The organism is Zhihengliuella sp. ISTPL4 (assembly GCF_002848265.1).
Taxonomy (GTDB): Bacteria; Actinomycetota; Actinomycetes; order Actinomycetales; family Microbacteriaceae; genus Microbacterium.
In genome coordinates this window covers 1,847,090-1,862,858 of record NZ_CP025422.1, presented here as the reverse complement: position 1 = coordinate 1,862,858, position 15,769 = coordinate 1,847,090, and the positions used below count along the sequence as shown (strand labels likewise).

Annotated in this window: 14 protein-coding genes; 9 read left to right on the top strand and 5 right to left on the bottom strand. The window is 69.6% G+C overall.

Going from position 1 to position 15,769, the window contains the following annotated elements:
• The 4 genes from CYL12_RS08910 to CYL12_RS08895 form a co-directional block, all read right to left on the bottom strand.
• Complete coding sequence (locus tag CYL12_RS08910; RefSeq protein WP_101847285.1) at positions 1-489, bottom strand: SprT-like domain-containing protein; 489 nt, start codon at positions 487-489, stop codon at positions 1-3.
• A gap of 44 nt (positions 490-533) precedes the next feature.
• Positions 534-1,061 carry a hypothetical protein gene (locus CYL12_RS08905; protein WP_101847284.1) on the bottom strand — a complete coding sequence of 176 codons (528 nt, stop codon included), beginning with the start codon at positions 1,059-1,061 and terminating at the stop codon, positions 534-536.
• An 81-nt stretch (positions 1,062-1,142) separates the two neighbouring features.
• On the bottom strand, positions 1,143-2,003 hold the full coding sequence (locus CYL12_RS08900; protein ID WP_101847283.1) for a spermidine synthase: 861 nt from the start codon (positions 2,001-2,003) through the stop codon (positions 1,143-1,145).
• Positions 2,004-2,033: 30 nt separating this feature from the next.
• On the bottom strand, positions 2,034-3,299 hold the full coding sequence (locus tag CYL12_RS08895) for an LCP family protein (protein ID WP_101847282.1): 1,266 nt from the start codon (positions 3,297-3,299) through the stop codon (positions 2,034-2,036).
• 147 nt (positions 3,300-3,446) lie between these two features.
• On the opposite strand from CYL12_RS08895, the gene CYL12_RS08890 reads away from it, so the two are divergent.
• Genes CYL12_RS08890 through CYL12_RS08870 form a run of 5 tightly spaced genes read left to right on the top strand, consistent with a single transcriptional unit; the run spans position 3,447 to position 8,951 of the window.
• Entirely contained in the window at positions 3,447-4,736 is a 1,290-nt protein-coding gene (locus CYL12_RS08890) for a sugar ABC transporter substrate-binding protein (protein WP_101847281.1), read from the top strand.
• A gap of 15 nt (positions 4,737-4,751) precedes the next feature.
• Positions 4,752-5,726, top strand: coding sequence for a carbohydrate ABC transporter permease (locus tag CYL12_RS08885; protein ID WP_101847280.1), 975 nt, complete (start codon positions 4,752-4,754; stop codon positions 5,724-5,726).
• Positions 5,723-6,556, top strand: coding sequence for a carbohydrate ABC transporter permease (locus CYL12_RS08880; RefSeq protein WP_025104419.1), 834 nt, complete (start codon positions 5,723-5,725; stop codon positions 6,554-6,556). The genes CYL12_RS08885 and CYL12_RS08880 overlap by 4 nt, the downstream gene beginning before the upstream one ends.
• Positions 6,553-8,061 carry a glycoside hydrolase family 3 N-terminal domain-containing protein gene (locus CYL12_RS08875; RefSeq protein ID WP_101847279.1) on the top strand — a complete coding sequence of 503 codons (1,509 nt, stop codon included), beginning with the start codon at positions 6,553-6,555 and terminating at the stop codon, positions 8,059-8,061. The genes CYL12_RS08880 and CYL12_RS08875 overlap by 4 nt, the downstream gene beginning before the upstream one ends.
• Before the next feature lie 14 nt (positions 8,062-8,075).
• The gene (locus CYL12_RS08870; protein ID WP_101847278.1) at positions 8,076-8,951 is read left to right on the top strand and encodes a MurR/RpiR family transcriptional regulator; all 876 of its coding nucleotides are present in this window, start codon (positions 8,076-8,078) and stop codon (positions 8,949-8,951) included.
• An 11-nt stretch (positions 8,952-8,962) separates the two neighbouring features.
• Here CYL12_RS08870 and CYL12_RS08865 read toward each other — a convergent pair whose 3' ends face one another.
• Positions 8,963-9,883 (bottom strand): sugar kinase, encoded by a 921-nt coding sequence (locus CYL12_RS08865; protein ID WP_101847277.1) that lies wholly within the window; start codon positions 9,881-9,883, stop codon positions 8,963-8,965.
• 166 nt (positions 9,884-10,049) lie between these two features.
• On the opposite strand from CYL12_RS08865, the gene CYL12_RS08860 reads away from it, so the two are divergent.
• The 4 genes from CYL12_RS08860 (at position 10,050) to CYL12_RS08845 (ending at position 15,614) form a co-directional block, all read left to right on the top strand.
• Complete coding sequence (locus CYL12_RS08860) at positions 10,050-11,723, top strand: ABC transporter substrate-binding protein (RefSeq protein ID WP_101847276.1); 1,674 nt, start codon at positions 10,050-10,052, stop codon at positions 11,721-11,723.
• 84 nt (positions 11,724-11,807) lie between these two features.
• Positions 11,808-12,812, top strand: a complete 1,005-nt coding sequence (locus tag CYL12_RS08855) for an ABC transporter permease (protein WP_101847275.1) — start codon at positions 11,808-11,810, stop codon at positions 12,810-12,812.
• Between the two features lie 34 nt (positions 12,813-12,846).
• Positions 12,847-13,812: an ABC transporter permease gene (locus CYL12_RS08850; RefSeq protein WP_101847274.1), complete on the top strand. Its 966-nt coding sequence runs from the start codon at positions 12,847-12,849 to the stop codon at positions 13,810-13,812.
• Entirely contained in the window at positions 13,809-15,614 is a 1,806-nt protein-coding gene (locus CYL12_RS08845; RefSeq protein WP_101847273.1) for an ABC transporter ATP-binding protein, read from the top strand. The genes CYL12_RS08850 and CYL12_RS08845 overlap by 4 nt, the downstream gene beginning before the upstream one ends.
• Positions 15,615-15,769 lie beyond the last annotated feature (155 nt).

The window sequence follows — 15,769 nt, the reverse complement described above, 5'->3', positions numbered from 1 at the left end:
TCAGCGCGGCGCCTGTGCCGCCAGTCGAGCGTCCGTGGTGATCTCGCGACGCGTCCAGGCGAACAGGTGCTGGGCGTCGAACGTCCGGGAACACCGGGCGCAGGACGTGGCTCGGGTCGGGCGTCGGTGGCGGTAGGTGACGTGGCCAGCCGGGCAGCGGCCCACCCACGGGGCGAGCTCGACCGCGGTCTCCCCATGGTGCGTGGTCCCGCCGATGTACCCCAGGTCGCGCGCCACGCGCTTCCACGCGGGGCCGTGGGCGGCCTTGTGACCGGCGAGCGCGTGGGCGACCTCGTGGAGGAGCACCTGATGGATCTCGTCGTCGTCGAACCGTGCCGCGAGATACCGCGACACGGTGATGCGCTTGCGGGTGTAGTCGCACTGCCCCGCACGTCGCTTGGCATGGTCGAAATCGAACGACCAGCTGTCGTCGAGATGCAACCGGATCAGTGCTTCGCCCCAGACGCGCACGCGGTCAAGTTCCGCCATGCGCCCAGGCTAAGGCATGCCGCAGACAGTGGGGTGCTGCGACGTCAGCCGGCGATGAGCTGCGACGGACGGCGGCGCTCCACGGCCTCGATGGCGAGGAGCACGGTCTCGAGCTCGCGGTCCTCGGCGCCGGACTCGCGGCGCAGGAACAGTGACTGCTTGAAGCTCTCCCGCGCCGTCTCGTAGTCCCCGGCGTCGTAGGCGTTCTTGCCGTGGTGCTGGTAGGCGAAGGCGGCGATCGACAGCCACCGCTGGCCCTCCGCCTCCGCGGCGCACGTGGCGAGTTCCTGCTCGGCGGCGGCATATGCTCCGCGGTACTGCAGGATCGTGGCGTGGAGCACGCGGGCGCGGAGCACATCCTTGCGCGTGCCGGCCATCCGGGCCTGTCGCACGGCCTCGTCGGCGAGGACGAGAGCATCGTCCAGGCGACCGAGAACCTTCAGCAGCCAGACGCGCTCGAGCAGGGCGGGAAGGCTGCGCTGGTCCTCGATCTCGTCCAGACGGGCGGCGCACTCGTCGAGATCGACGCGTTCGCGGAGGCTCTCCTGGTCGTATCCCCGGATCAAACTCATTGCTCTCCTTCCGCGCGTCCCCGCGACTGTCCCCATCCAGTGTGCCTGCCGCTTCCATGCTCCCCGGGGCGGCGCGCCCGGTCAGCGCAGGAACAGCGAGGCATCCGGGCGCGGGGAGGCGACGGCGTCGGCGTCCGTGACGATGCGGGCGCCCTGCAGGAACGCCCTCGCCTCGTCGCCCTGCGCGATCTTCGCGGGGTGCGGGCCGGCAGCGAGCATCCGCGGCAGCCACTCGGTCGGCAGCGGGGTGGCGGATGCGGCGACCACGAGGTTGCCGAACCGGCGGCCTTTGAGCACCTGGGTGTCGGCGAGGATCCCGATCTCGGGAAGGACCTCGGCGATCGTCGCGGCCTGTCGCCGGGCGAAGGCGAGACCGGGGCCGTCGGCGACGTTGACCAGCAGCGCACCGCCCGGTGCGAGCAGCGCCGCGAGCTCGCGGTAGAACTCCACGCTCGTGAGGTGGGCGGGGGTCTGCGCGCCAGAGTACACGTCGGAGACGACGAGATCGCACGCGGCGTGCAGGGCGGCGGGGAGCTTGTGGACCCCCTCCCGCGCATCGCCGATGCGCAGGCGGATGGACGCGCCCTTCGGCAGTGGGAGGTGCTCGCGGACGAGCTGGACGAGCGGGGCCTCCAGCTCGATGACCTGCTGGCGGGACCCCGGCCGTGTCGCGTCGATGTACCGGGGAATGGTCAGCGCGCCGGCGCCGAGGTGCACGGCGGTGAGCGGACCGGGACGGAGCTGGTCGATCACCGCGCCCATCCGCACGATGTACTCGAAGTGCAGGTGCGTGGGGTCGTCCAGGTCGACGTGCGACTGCGGGGTGTCGTCGACGACGAGCTCGAAGCCGCTGGTGAACTCGGAGGGGATGACCCGCGCAAGGCCGCCGTGGTCGAGGCGGGCCTGGGGGTGCTCGGTGTCCCGTGTCCGTGTCCGTCCCATGTCGTCGAGCCTACGCCGCGGGCGTTTCCGTCAGCGCTGGTTGCCGACCGCGCAGGTCTCCTGCTCCAGGGTCTGACCGGAGACTTCAGGGGGCAGCGTCGCGCGGGCGTCCGGTGCGGGGCTGGCATCAGGGCCCGGCGTGGACTCCGGAGCGGTCGGGGTCGCGGGGGCCGGGGTCACCAGCTCCACCCCGCGATGCGTCGCGACGTCTCCGGTGAGCTGCAGCGGCTTGCCGGCCCGCACCGCATCCCACAGTGCGGCGGCGGCGTCCTCATCGGGCACGACCTTGTCATCGTCGAAGGGGTCGACCACGTTCGGGTACTGCACGAAGGCGAAATCGCCGAACTCCACATCCTTGAGGGCGAGCGCGAGCTGCGCCAGCCGCAGCGGGTCGGCGAGCTCGTCGCTCGGGTCGATGTTGTCGGCGATCGCGTTCGTCAGCCGCAGCACCTTCGGGACATCGGTCAGTGTCTCCTCGCTGAGCACCTTCTTGGCGAGCCGCGACATGTACTGCTGCTGGTTGGAGATGCGGGCGAGGTCGCTCTCGTCTCCCACTCCGTGCCGAGTGCGGATGAACTGCAGAGCCTCGACGCCCGAGACGGTTCGCATGCCCGCCGGCCAGTCGATGCCGGTGTGGCGGTCGCGGATGCCGTCGCCGGCGATGCAGACCTCCACGCCGCCGATCGCGTCCGTGACGGCCATGACGCCGTCGAAGCTGATCTTGGCCGCGAACTCGACGGGGATGTCGCCCAGTTCGCTCACGGTCTTCGCCACACAGGAGAGCCCTGCGTGCTCGAACAGCGAGTTCATGGGTGCCTTCTCCATCGCGGACGCGACGGAGCCGTCCTCGCGGGTGCACTCCGGCACGGGCACGCCGAGGTCGCGGGGGAGCGACACGACGCTCACGTTCCGTGGGACGGCGGACACGTGCACCAGGAGATTGACGTCGTTGCGACGGAGGCCGTCCGCCTCGGAGCAGCGCTCATCGAAGAGCGCGGTGGCTTTCGGACCGCACTCGTCGGTCCCCACGATGAGGATGCTGAAGGCCTTGTCGTCGGGATACGCGCCGATCGTGGGCGGGTCGACCTCGGGCGCACCTTCCAGTGTCACGGCACCGTCGCCCACGCGGTTGAAGATGTCCCAGACGAGGAACCCCGCGACCGCCGCGGTCGAGACGAGCACCACGGCGAGGCCGATGCCCAGCCCGCGCAGCACGCGGGAAGCGCGTCGACGCGGGGGTTGCGGGGCGTGCCGGGGGAGCGGGCGGCGATCGGCGTCTGGTCCTCGGCGGGGCATGCGGGGAGCCTACCCCGGAGGCCTGATGTTACGGGGGTATGACGATTCTGGGAGGAACTTGCAGGGAATTAGTTAGTCGTGAATACTTTTTCCTATCCCCGGTACGCACCCGATGCACACCTGGACTTTCAAAGAGGAGATCCCCCCATGCACAAGCGCATTCTTCCGGCGGTGGCGCTCGGCGCCGTCGCCACGATCGCTCTGGCCGGCTGTGCCGGCGGCAGCGGTGACAACGGCTCGACCGACGGCGAGGGCCAGGAGCTGACCGTCTGGATCATGAAGGGGACCAACCCCGACGCGACCGCCTTCTACGACAAGGTCTCGGAGGCCTTCGAGGAGGAGACCGGCGCGAAGGTCACCATCGAGGAGATCCAGTGGGCGGACGCCCACGACCGCTTCGTGACCTCGATCGCCGGCGGCACGACCCCCGACATCGCCGAGACCGGTACCACCTGGACCGCCGAGTTCGCCGACGCCGGCGCCCTCCTCCCGCTCGACGAGTACGTCGACGCCGAGGACGGCCTGCGTGACGATCTCGTCGAGGGCCTCGCCGTCGCCGGTACCTACGAAGACGAGCTGTACGGCATGCCGTGGTATGCGGGTGTCCGCTCCATCGTCTACCGCACCGATGTCTTCGAGGAGCTCGGCCTCGAGGCTCCGAAGACCTGGGACGACATCGTCGCCGCGGGTGAGGCCATCAAGGCCGCCAAGCCCGACATGCTGCCCTTCCCCGTCGCGGGCGACGCCGAGTTCCAGGTCTACCCCTGGGTCTGGGGCGCCGGCGGCGAGATCGCCACGAAGGACGGCGACACCTGGACCAGCGAGCTCGACAGTGCCGAGTCGCAGGCCGGCATCGAGTTCTACACGGGCCTGGCCACCGAGCACGGCTTCTCGTCGGCCGGTGCCACCACGTGGAAGGAGACCGACCTCCGGGACGCCTTCACCCAGGGCAACGTCGCGATGATGCTCTCCGGCTCCTGGACGCCGAACGCCCTCATCGAGGCCAACCCCGAGCTCGAGGGCAAGATCGGCGCAGCCGTGATCCCCGGCCAGGACGGCGGCATCGCGCCCTCCGTGCTCGGCGGCTCGCACCTGTCGGTGTTCAACACCACGAAGAACGCCGACCTCGCGTGGGAGTTCGTCCAGCTCATGACCACCGGTGAGTTCGCCGAGCAGTGGTCGAACGAGACCGGCTACTTCCCTGGCGTCCAGTCGGCGATGGAGGAGGCCCTCGCCTCGACCGACCCGCTGGTCGCTCCGTTCGCCGAGCAGATGGTCGACGGCGGCGCGTCCGTCCCGGTCACGCCGAACTTCGGCGCCGTGCAGGCGAAGAAGACCACGAACGCCATGATCCAGGCCATCCTCAGCGGGCAGAAGGACGTCGCGACCGCGACGAAGGACGCCGCCGCCGAGATGACCGAACTGCTCAACCAGTAAGGAACCATTCCTTCCATGTCGATGGTGCAAGCGCCACTGCCGGCCACGAAGGCGGAGCCCTCCTCCGCCTCCGTGGCCGGCGGCCGGAAGCGTCGGGGTCTCTCGATCGTCACGGCCCGCCCCTGGCTCCTCCTCGCCCCCGGGCTGATCATCCTCGCGGTGCTCATGCTCTGGCCGCTCGTGCAGGTGTTCCTCTACTCGCTGCAGGACTACGGTCTGCGCGAGATCAACACCGGTGAGAGCAACTGGATCGGGCTGGACAACTACGCCGAGGCGCTCACCAATCCGACCCTGTGGACGGTGGTGCTCCCCAACACGGTCGGCTTCGCGGCCGTCGCGGTGTTCACCACCGTCGCACTCGGCACCCTCGTCGCGCTGCTGCTGGCGCGCCTGGGCACCGTGTGGCGCACCATCGTCTCCAGCTGCATCATGGTCGCGTGGGCGATGCCCGCCGTGACCGGCACGTACGTCTGGACCTTCATCTTCGATGCCGACCGCGGCATCTTCAACAGCGTCCTGCAGGACCTCGGCCTCATCGACGGGCAGGTCAACTGGTTCACCAACCAGTGGTCGTTCTACGCGATCGTGCTGCTGAACGTCGTCCACCACGGCTTCCCGTTCGTGGCGATCACCGTGCTCGCCGGGCTCCTGGGCGTCTCGAAGGAGATGCTGGAGGCCGCGGCGCTCGACGGAGCGGGGGCGTGGCGCCGCTTCTGGAAGATCATCTTCCCGACGCTCAAGCCCGTCTTCTCCGTCGTCATCATCCTGTCGACGATCTGGGACTTCAAGGTCTTCGCGCAGGTCTACCTCATGCCCGGCGGCAGCGGCGGCAACCGTCAGGTGCTCAACCTCGGCGTGTGGTCGTACGTGGAGTCGTTCGGTCAGAACCGCTACGGCTTCGGCGCCGCGCTCGCCGTGCTGCTGACGCTCGTCCTGATCGGCATCACGATCGTCTACATCCGCTCCCTCATGAAGGAGGACGAGCTGTGAACCCCCGCCCCAGGCTCCGGTCACGCATCGGACTCGGCATCGGCGTCGCCGCCGTCCTCGTCTTCACCCTGTTCCCCGTCTACTGGATGGTCTCCAGCGCGTTCGACGCCAAGGCGTCCAGCGGTGGACAGTCGCTCCTCCCGCAGGAGTTCACGTGGGACAACTTCGCCTTCGTGCTCACCGAGGGCGGCTTCGGCACCTACCTGCGCAACTCGGCCATCGTGGCCCTCGTCACGGTGCTCGTCAGCGCCATCGTCTGCCTGCTCGCGGCGGTCGCCGTCGCGCGGTTCCGCTTCAAGTTCCGCACCACGGTGCTGATGATGATCCTCGTCGTGCAGATGGTGCCGCTCGAGGCGCTGGTCATCCCGCTGTTCCTCCAGGTCAAGAGCCTCGGTCTGCTCAACAGCATCATCGGCCTGATGGTCGTCTACGTGGCGCTGTCGCTCGCGTTCGGCATCTGGATGCTGCGCGGCTTCGTCGCCGCCGTCCCGGTCGAGCTCGAGGAGGCTGCGTACATCGACGGCGCGAGCTGGTGGCGGATGTTCCGCTCCATCCTGCTGCCGCTGGTGATGCCCGGTCTCGTCGCGACGAGCATCTTCAGCTTCATCACGGCGTGGAACGAGTTCATCTTCGCCATGACGATCCTCGGCGCGCAGACCGACCAGTACACGGTGTCGATCGGACTCAAGTCGTTCTTCGGCCTGTACTCCAACGACTGGGGCAGCATCATGGCCGCCTCGACGATCATCACCGTTCCCGTCATGATCTTCTTCGTCATCGTGCAGCGCCGGCTCTCCGCCGGCATGGTCGCGGGGGCGGTGAAGGGATGACCGACGAGCTCGAGCGCCTGGCCAACGGTGTGCTCTGGCCCGGGTTCTTCGGCACCACGGCACCCACGTGGCTCGTGGACGAGCTGCATGACGGCCTGGCCGGTGTCGTGTACTTCGGGCAGAACGTGGGCGAGGGACTACCCGCGCTGAGCGCCCAGATCCTCGACGCGAATCCGGACGCCCTGATCGGCGTGGACGAGGAGGGCGGCAGCGTCACGCGCCTCGAGTCCGCCACCGGCTCCACCCTCCCGGGCGCCGCGCAGCTCGGTGCCCTCGACGACGTCGTCGCGTCCGAGCGGACCGGGACGGAGCTCGCCCGTCGCGTGCGCGCCGTCGGTGCGAACGTCGTGCTCGGTCCGGTCGCCGACGTCAACACCGACCCGCGCAACCCCGTCATCGGCGTGCGGTCGTTCGGATCCGATGAGGCGCTGGTGACCCGCCACGTCGTCGCCACGGTCGACGGCATCCAGGACGGCGGGGTCGCCGCATGCGTCAAGCACTTCCCCGGTCACGGTGACACTCACCTCGACTCCCACCACGCGCTGCCCGAGATCGCGCTCGACGTGGACGAGTACGAACGCGTGCATCTCGAGCCGTTCCGCGCGGCGGTCGAGGCGGGCGTCGACGCGATCATGACGGCGCACATCGTCGTCCCCGCGTGGGGCACACAGCCGGCCACCCTCAATCCGCGGGTGCTCGGCATGCTGCGGGAGTGGGGCTTCCAGGGCGTCATCATCACGGACGCGCTCGACATGGCCGCGATCCGCGAGACCGTCGGACTCGGCGGAGGTGCCGCCCTCGCGCTCGCCGCCGGTGCCGACCTCCTCTGCATCGGCAACCCGACCAACCCCGGCGATGCCGCGCTGCCCGACCAGGACCGGCGCGATTTCCTCGCCGCCCGCGACGGGATCGTCGCCGCCCTGCGCGACGGCTCGCTGTCGCGGGAGCGCGTCGAGGAAGCCGCTGCGCGGGTGTCGGCCCTCGCCGCCAAGATCCGCGCGGGCGAGACCGCCCCGGAGGAGGCGCCGGCCTACGACGCCGCGGAGATCGTCCGCGGAGCCGTCTCGGTCGAGGGCGGTGCCCCCGAGATCGCCGACGCTCTTGCAGTGATCGACGCGCGACGCCGCTCGACGCTCGCTGTGGACAGCGCGGCGTCGTACGTGGCTGACGCGCTCGCGGGGGAAGGCCTGCGGGTGCGGCTCGACGTGGCCGCACGCCCCGTGGGCGAGCAGGATGCCGTGATCGACGAGGTCGCCGCGGCGACCGGCAGGACGGTCGTCCTCGTGGATCGTCCGGATACCGAGCCGGCCCAACGTGCGCTGATCGAGCGGACGGCTCTCCGGGATCCGGGAGCGGTCGTGGTGAACGTCGGCCTCCCGGCCAGGGAACCCCTGCCGCTGCCGACCATCGAGGTCGGCGCCGCCAGCCGACTCGGCGCACAGACCGCACGGGACGCCCTCCTCGGTCGTTTCCGGCCGCGACAGAGGACGACCGCCGCCGGTTGAGACAGGATCAGCGCATGGACGACGACGTTCTGGCCGTGGTGCGGCGCTCCCTCCCCAAGCTCAGCGCGGCGGAGGGACGTGTCGCCGAGACGATCCTCGGAGACCCCACCCTCGTCGTGGACCTCGCGATCAACGACCTCGCGCAGCTCTGCCGGACCTCGCTCTCGACGGTCGCGCGGTTCGCGCAGTCGCTGGGCTACAGCGGGTACCGGGAGCTGCGGGTGGCGGTCGCCCGCGCGGTCACCCTCGCGCAGGCGCAGCAGGCCCGCTTCGGACTGGACTCGACCGCGATCGACCGCGACGACGGGCCTGCTGCGATCGCCGCGAAGCTCGCGGCGCAGGAGATCGACGCGATCGAGAAGACCGCACGGGCCCTGGATGCGGACGCCCTCGACCGGGTGGCGCGGGCCGTGGTCGTCGCCCGACACATCGACCTGTTCGGTCAGGCGGCCTCGTCGCTGACGGCCCAGGACCTCCAGCTCAAGCTCTCCCGCATCGGCTGCTCGGTGACCCACTCCGCCGACCCGCACCTCGCGATCACCGCGGCGTCGCTGCGATCGTCCGCCGACGTGGCGATCGCCTTCTCGCACGGCGGGGAGACGGCCGAGACCGTGCGCGCGCTCGAGGTCGCCCGGGCGACAGGCGCGCTCGCGGTGGCCGTCACGAGCGCGGCGGATTCCCCGCTCGCGGCCATCGCCGACGTCGTCCTCCTCAGCCAGGCGCAGGAGTCACCGTTCCGGATGGCCGCCATGTCGAGCCGGATCGCGCAGCTCGCGCTCATCGACGTGCTGTTCGTGCGGATCGTGCAGCACCGCGGTGAGCACGTCGCCGTGTCGCTGCAGCGCACGCACGACGTGGTCCCGCCCCGGCGCGGACAGCCCGTGGACTGAGCGTCGCCGGATCAGTCGACGTGGTCGCGCGTGCTGGCGATCGCGCGCGTCGCGATGCGGTGCGCGCGGGCCAGGCTTCCGGGCAGCGTCAGGCCCGTGAGGACGCCGGCGAGGAAGCCCGCGGCGAACGCGTCTCCCGCGCCGATGGTCTCCACGACCGGCGCAGCCAGAGCATCGCTGGCCACCCGCTCCGCGCCGTCGAACGCCACCGCACCGGCGGGGTCGGTCACGACGAGGTACCGGGGCTCGGGGAGGAGCGCACGGAGGTCGTCCGGTTCGCTCGTCCCGAACACGGTCTCGGCATCCGGCCGGGTGCAGAAGACGATGTCCGCGCGGCGGGCGAGGTCGGTGAGAAGGTCGTATCCCTCCTGCTCGCGACCCCGCCACAGCGCAGGACGCCAGTTGAGGTCGAAGCTGACGAGGCGGCCAGGACGCGGCGCTGCCACCAGGGATTCCTGGGCGGCCCGAGCCGATGGCGAGAGGGCGGGCGTGATGCCGGATGTGTGCACGAGAGCGGCGGCGGCGAGCAGCTCAGCCGCCACGGGTGACGCCAACGACGCCGGCGACAGCCCGGCGGCGGCGGAACCCGCGCGGTAGTAGTGCATGGTCCCGTCGACCGCGCCGTCCGGCCGGGGCGCCAGCTCCTTGACGTAGATCCCCGTCGGCGCGACCGGGTCGACCTCGACGGCCCGGTCGTCGACGCCGTGGGCTCGCAGCTCGGCGGTGAGGAAGCGGCCGAAGCCGTCGTCTCCGACGCGGGAGACGACCGCGGTCCGGACGCCGGCCGAGGCGAGCGCGATCGCCGTGTTCCACTCCGCGCCCGCGAGCGAGCGCTGGAACGTACGGCAGGTCTCGAGCGGCCCGGCGGTGGCGGAGACGAGGGCGACCAGACCCTCGCCGAGGCACACGACGAGGGGAGTGGTGTCCGGCACGTTCTGGACATTACCGGATCGACGGGGCCCTGCGTCGATACCGGATCGCAACTTCCGACTCTTGGCATCCGACGGGCTGCTGGGTACCTTCGAGGAATCACCGTCTCCGCGGCGACGATGCCCGGAGACGCGCAAGGAAGCGCCCGACAGGGAAGGTCATACGCACATGCACCAGTCAGCCATGCCTCGGCGAGGACTCGCCGCCGTCACCGGAGCGACCATCGCCGCTCTCGCTCTCGCCGGATGCGTCGCCAGCGAGCGCGGGGACGACGGCTCCGAAGGATCGGGCGACGTCGACAGCACCTTCGTCTTCGCCGCCTCCTCGGATCCCGCGAGCCTCGACCCGGCGTTCGCGCAGGACGGTGAGACCTTCCGCGTCTCGCGCCAGATCTTCGAGGGTCTGGTCGGCACCGAGCCGGGCACGGCCGACCCGGCGCCGCTGCTGGCGGAGTCGTGGGAGTCGTCCGAGGACGGCATGTCGCACACCTTCGCGCTGAAGGAGGGCGTGACGTTCCACGACGGCACCCCGTTCAACGCCGAGGCCGTCTGCGCCAATTTCGACCGTTGGTACAACTGGACCGGCCTCGCCGCCTCCGAGGCCTTCGGGTACTACTACAACAAGCTCTTCAAGGGCTACGCGTCGAACCCGGAGGACGCGGTCTACAAGTCCTGCACGCCGGACGGCGAGAACTCCGTCACGATCGAGCTGAACAAGCCGTTCGCCGGTTTCATCGCCTCGCTGTCGCTCCCGGCGTTCGGCATGCAGAGCCCTTCGGCGATGCAGGAGTTCGGCGCCGACGAGGTCGGCGGCACCGCCGAGGCTCCGCAGCTCTCGGAGTACGCCATGGGCCACCCCGTCGGTACCGGCCCGTATCAGTTCGAGGACTGGGAGCCGGACGAGCAGGTCACCCTCACCGCCTATGACGACTACTGGGGCGAGGCCGGCCAGATCGAGAAGATCATCTTCCGGACGATCGGTGACCCGACGGCCAGTCGGCAGGCGCTCGAATCCGGCTCGATCGACGGCTACGACCTGGTCGGTCCTGCCGACACGAAGGCGCTGGAGGAAGACGGCTTCACCATGGTGTCGCGACCTCCCTTCACGGTTCTCTATCTCGCTTTCAACCAGGCGATCCCGGAGCTGCAGGATCCGAAGGTGCGCGAGGCGCTGTCCTATGCCGTCGATAAGGACGCGCTGATCAGCCAGGTGCTTCCGGAGGGTACGGAGAAGGCGACGCAGTTCGTCCCGCCGGTGGTCAACGGCTACAACGACGAGGTCACCACGTACGATTACGACCCGGAGAAGGCCAAGGAGCTCCTCGCGGAGGCCGGCTACGACGAGGCGAACCCGCTGACGCTGACCTTCAACTACCCGGTCAACATCTCGCGGCCGTACATGCCGGACCCCGAGCAGATCTTCACCGTGCTGTCGTCGCAGCTCTCCGAGGTCGGCGTCGAGACCACCCCGGTCTCGGAGGAGTGGGTCGAGTACCTCGATCGCACCACCGGCACCGCCGACCACGGCATCCACCTCCTCGGCTGGACCGGCGACTACAACGACACGGACAACTTCGTCGGGGTGTTCTTCGGCCAGCAGAGCTCGGAGTGGGGCTTCGACAACCCGGAGCTGTTCCAGAAGCTGACCGAGGCTCGCGGGGTCCCCAACCTCGACGAGCAGACCGCGCTCTACGAGGACATCAACGAGATGGTCGCGGAGTTCATCCCGGGCGTCCCGCTCGCGCACCCGGCGCCGACGCTCGCTTTCGACCCCCGCGTCGAGAGCTACCCCGCCAGCCCGGTGAACGACGAGGTCTTCACGGACATCGTCCTCACGAAGTAGGCCGGACCATTTGATATGCCGAGCCCCGGTTCCGCCCTCGGCGGGACCGGGGCACGGCGTACCTTCTGATCGACGGAGAACTCTGTGCTGCGCACCATCGGCAGGCGACTGCTGTTCCTCATCCCTACCCTGTTCGGGCTCAGCATCCTGCTGTTCGCCTGGGTCAGGGCCCTCCCCGGCGGCCCTGCGGTCGCCCTCCTCGGCGAGAAGGCCACGCCGGAGGCCATCGCCAGGGTCAACGAGCTGTACGGCTTCAACAAGCCCCTGATCGAGCAGTACTTCATCTGGATCACCCGGCTGCTGCAGGGCGACTTCGGCACCTCCATCCAGACCAACCGGCCGGTCACGGAGGAGTTCCTCCGCCGATTCCCGGCGACGATCGAGCTGAGCGTCGCGGCGCTCATCTTCGCGATCGGTGTCGGCATCCCGCTCGGCTACTGGGCGGCCCGCCGCCACGGCAAGTTCACCGACCACGCGTCGGTCGTGCTGAGCCTGATCGGCATCACCATCCCGGTCTTCTTCCTGGCCTTCATCCTCAAGTACGTCTTCGCCGTGCAGCTGGGCTGGCTGCCGTCGGACGGTCGGCAGAACCCCCGGATCGATGCGACCCATCCCACCGGCTTCTACGTCTGGGACGGCATCATCACGGGGGAGTTCGACGCCGCGTGGGATGCCATCCTCCACCTCATCCTCCCGGCGCTCGCCCTGGGCACCATCCCGCTCGCGATCATCGTCCGCATCACCAGAGCGAGCGTCCTGGAAGTCCAGAACGCCGACTACGTGCGCACGGGGCGGGCGAAGGGCGTCGGCTCCGCGACGCTGCGCAACCGGTTCATCCTCCGCAACGCGATGCTCCCCGTCATCACGACGATCGGTCTGCAGACCGGATTGCTGATCTCCGGGGCGGTGCTCACCGAGACGGTGTTCGCCTTCCCCGGCATCGGGTCGTTCCTCGCGCGGGCGATCTTCACGCGCGACTTCCCGGTGCTGCAGGGGTTCATCATCTTCATCGCGATCGCCTACGCCCTCATCAACCTGGCCGTGGACGTGTCGTACAGCTTCATCGATCCGAGAGTGAGGGTGCAGTGATGTCCTCCTCCCTCATCCGAAAGGAGGCGGTCGCATGAGCATCGCCCTCCCTCCCGCACAGGGGCCGTCCGCCGAGAGCGGCGGCAGCATCGACACCGTCGCGATCGCCCAGGCCGACCTCAAGGACGGCGGCGGCGGTTTCTGGCGCGACGTCTTCCGCCGGCTCCGGCGCAACCCGACGGCGTGGATCGGCGCCGTCATCGTGCTCCTCTTCCTCCTCGTCGCGGTGCTCGCGCCGGTCCTCGCTCCCTACCCGGAGACCGCGCTCCCGGGGGCGAAGGAGATCACGCCCACGCACATCCCGGGCCCGGGGGAGCTGCCGCAGTTCCCCCTCGGCCTCGACCGCTTCGGCGGCGACGTGCTCTCCAAGCTCATCTGGGGCGCCCAGGCATCGCTGCTGATCGGCGTCGTCTCCACCGCGATGGGACTCGTCGGCGGGATGATCCTCGGCCTCATCGCCGGCACGTTCGGCGGCTGGGTCGACACCGTCATCATGCGCGTGGTCGACATCATCCTCTCGGTGCCGAACCTCCTGCTGGCGGTGTCGATCGCCGCGATCCTCGGACAGACGCCGTACGCCGTGATGATCGCCATCGGGGCCTCGCAGGTGCCGATCTTCGCGCGACTGCTGCGGGCGTCGATGCTCCAGCAGCGCTCCAGCGACTACGTGCTCTCGGCGCAGACACTCGGCCTCGGCCGCGGACGCATCACGATGTCGCACGTGCTGCCGAACGCGATCGGGCCGGTCATCGTCCAGGGCACGCTCACCCTCGCCACCGCCGTGATCGACGCCGCCGCGCTGTCGTTCCTCGGCCTCGGCGGCGGGCGCCCGGAGACGGCGGAGTGGGGACGCATGCTCACCTATGCCCAGTCCGAGCTCGCCATCGCGCCGTGGCTGGCGTTCTTCCCCGGCATCTGCATCGCCGTCACCGCACTCGGGTTCACCCTGCTCGGTGAGGCGCTGCGCGAAGCCATGGACCCGAGGACGAGGGCACGATGATCACCCGCGACGAAGGCGCCGTGCGCGCCGCGAAGGAGAACCGCATGGCGGACGAGCCCCTGCTGTCGGTCGAGGGCCTGGCGGTGGACTTCGCCACCATGGACGGCGTCGTGCACGCGGTCGAGGGCGTCGACCTGGAGATCCGGCCCGGCGAGACCGTGGCGATCGTCGGCGAGTCCGGATCGGGCAAGTCGACGACCGCGATGGCGATCATCGGTCTGCTCGCGGGCGGCGGGAAGGTGGCGGCCGGGAGCATCAAGCTCGACGGGCGGGACATCTCCCGCGCCTCCGAGAGCGAGCTGCGCACCATCCGCGGCCGGGACATCGGCCTCGTCCCGCAGGATCCCATGTCCAACCTGAACCCGGTCGCCAAGATCGGCACCCAGGTCGCCGAGACGCTGCTCGCGCACGGCCTCGCCACGCGGCAGAACGTGCAGGCCAAGGTCGTCGAAGCGCTTTCGGCCGCCGGTCTGCCGGATCCGGAGCGTCGGGCGAAGCAGTACCCGCACGAGTTCTCCGGCGGCATGCGGCAGCGGGCGCTCATCGCCATCGGGCTGGCGTGCAAGCCGCGGCTGCTCATCGCGGACGAGCCGACGAGTGCTCTGGACGTGACGGTGCAGCAGACCATCCTCGATCAGATCGGGGAGATGACGAGGGAGCTGGGCACCGCCGTGCTCCTCATCACGCACGACCTCGGACTCGCCGCGGAGCGGGCCGAGCGGGTGATCGTGATGCACCGCGGCAAGGTCGTCGAGCAGGGACCGGCGCGTCGGATCCTCGAGGATCCGCAGCACCCGTACACCCAGTCGCTCGTGAAGGCCGCGCCGTCGGTCGCGGTGGCCCGCCTGCGTCCGGAGGCCTTCGTCCGCGACGCTTCGACAGGCTCGGCGACCCAGGAGGCCCCTTCGGCAGGCTCAGCGACCCAGGAGGGCGCTTCGACAGGCTCGGCGACCCAGGAGGGCGCTTCGACAGGCTCAGCGACCCATCAGGGGCCCGGGTCCCTGAGCTCGTCGAAGGGCAACATCGTCGAGATCGAGAACCTCACCAAGGTGTATCCGGTGCGCGGCAAGCATGAGGACTTCGTGGCCGTCGACGACGTCTCGCTCGCGATCCCGCGCGGGGAGACCGTCGCGATCGTGGGGGAGTCCGGATCGGGCAAGACCACGACCGCGCGCATGCTCCTCAAGGTGATCGAACCCACGAGCGGCCTCATCCGCTACGAGGGCAAGGACATCTCGACGCTGAGCCGCGCGGAGACGAAGGACTTCCGTCAGCGGGTGCAGCCGATCTTCCAGGATCCGTACTCCAGCCTGAATCCGATGTTCACGATCGAGCGCCTGATCGCCGAGCCGCTGGAGTTCTACAAGCGGGGGAGAGGGGCGGACCGGCGCAAGCGCGTGCGGCAGCTCCTGGACGACGTCGCCCTGCCGCAGTCGATGCTCCGGCGCTACCCCTCCGAGCTCTCCGGCGGGCAGCGACAGCGGGTGGCGATCGCTCGGGCGCTGGCCCTGTCGCCGGATCTCATCGTGTGCGACGAGCCCGTGTCCGCGCTCGACGTGCTCGTGCAGGATCAGATCCTCCGGCTGCTGGGCGACCTGCAGCGCGAGTACGGGCTGAGCTACCTGTTCATCTCGCACGACCTCGCGGTCGTGCGGCTCATCAGCGACTACGTGTGCGTGATGAAGGACGGGAAGCTCGTGGAGGCCGCGTCGTCGGAGGAGATCTTCACGAACCCCCGCGACCCCTATACGCGGCGCCTCCTCGCCTCGATCCCCGGCAACGAACTCAACATCGCGTCCTGACTCATTACCGCAGCATCGAAGATTGGTCAAGGATTGCGCTTGCCATGTCGCAAGATCGCGTCTATAGTTGGTAGTTGCGCTCGCTTCTCCCTGCCCTCATATGGTGGTCGGCATCTCGTGAGCTTCTGAGCGCACTCCACCTGACGACAAAGGAA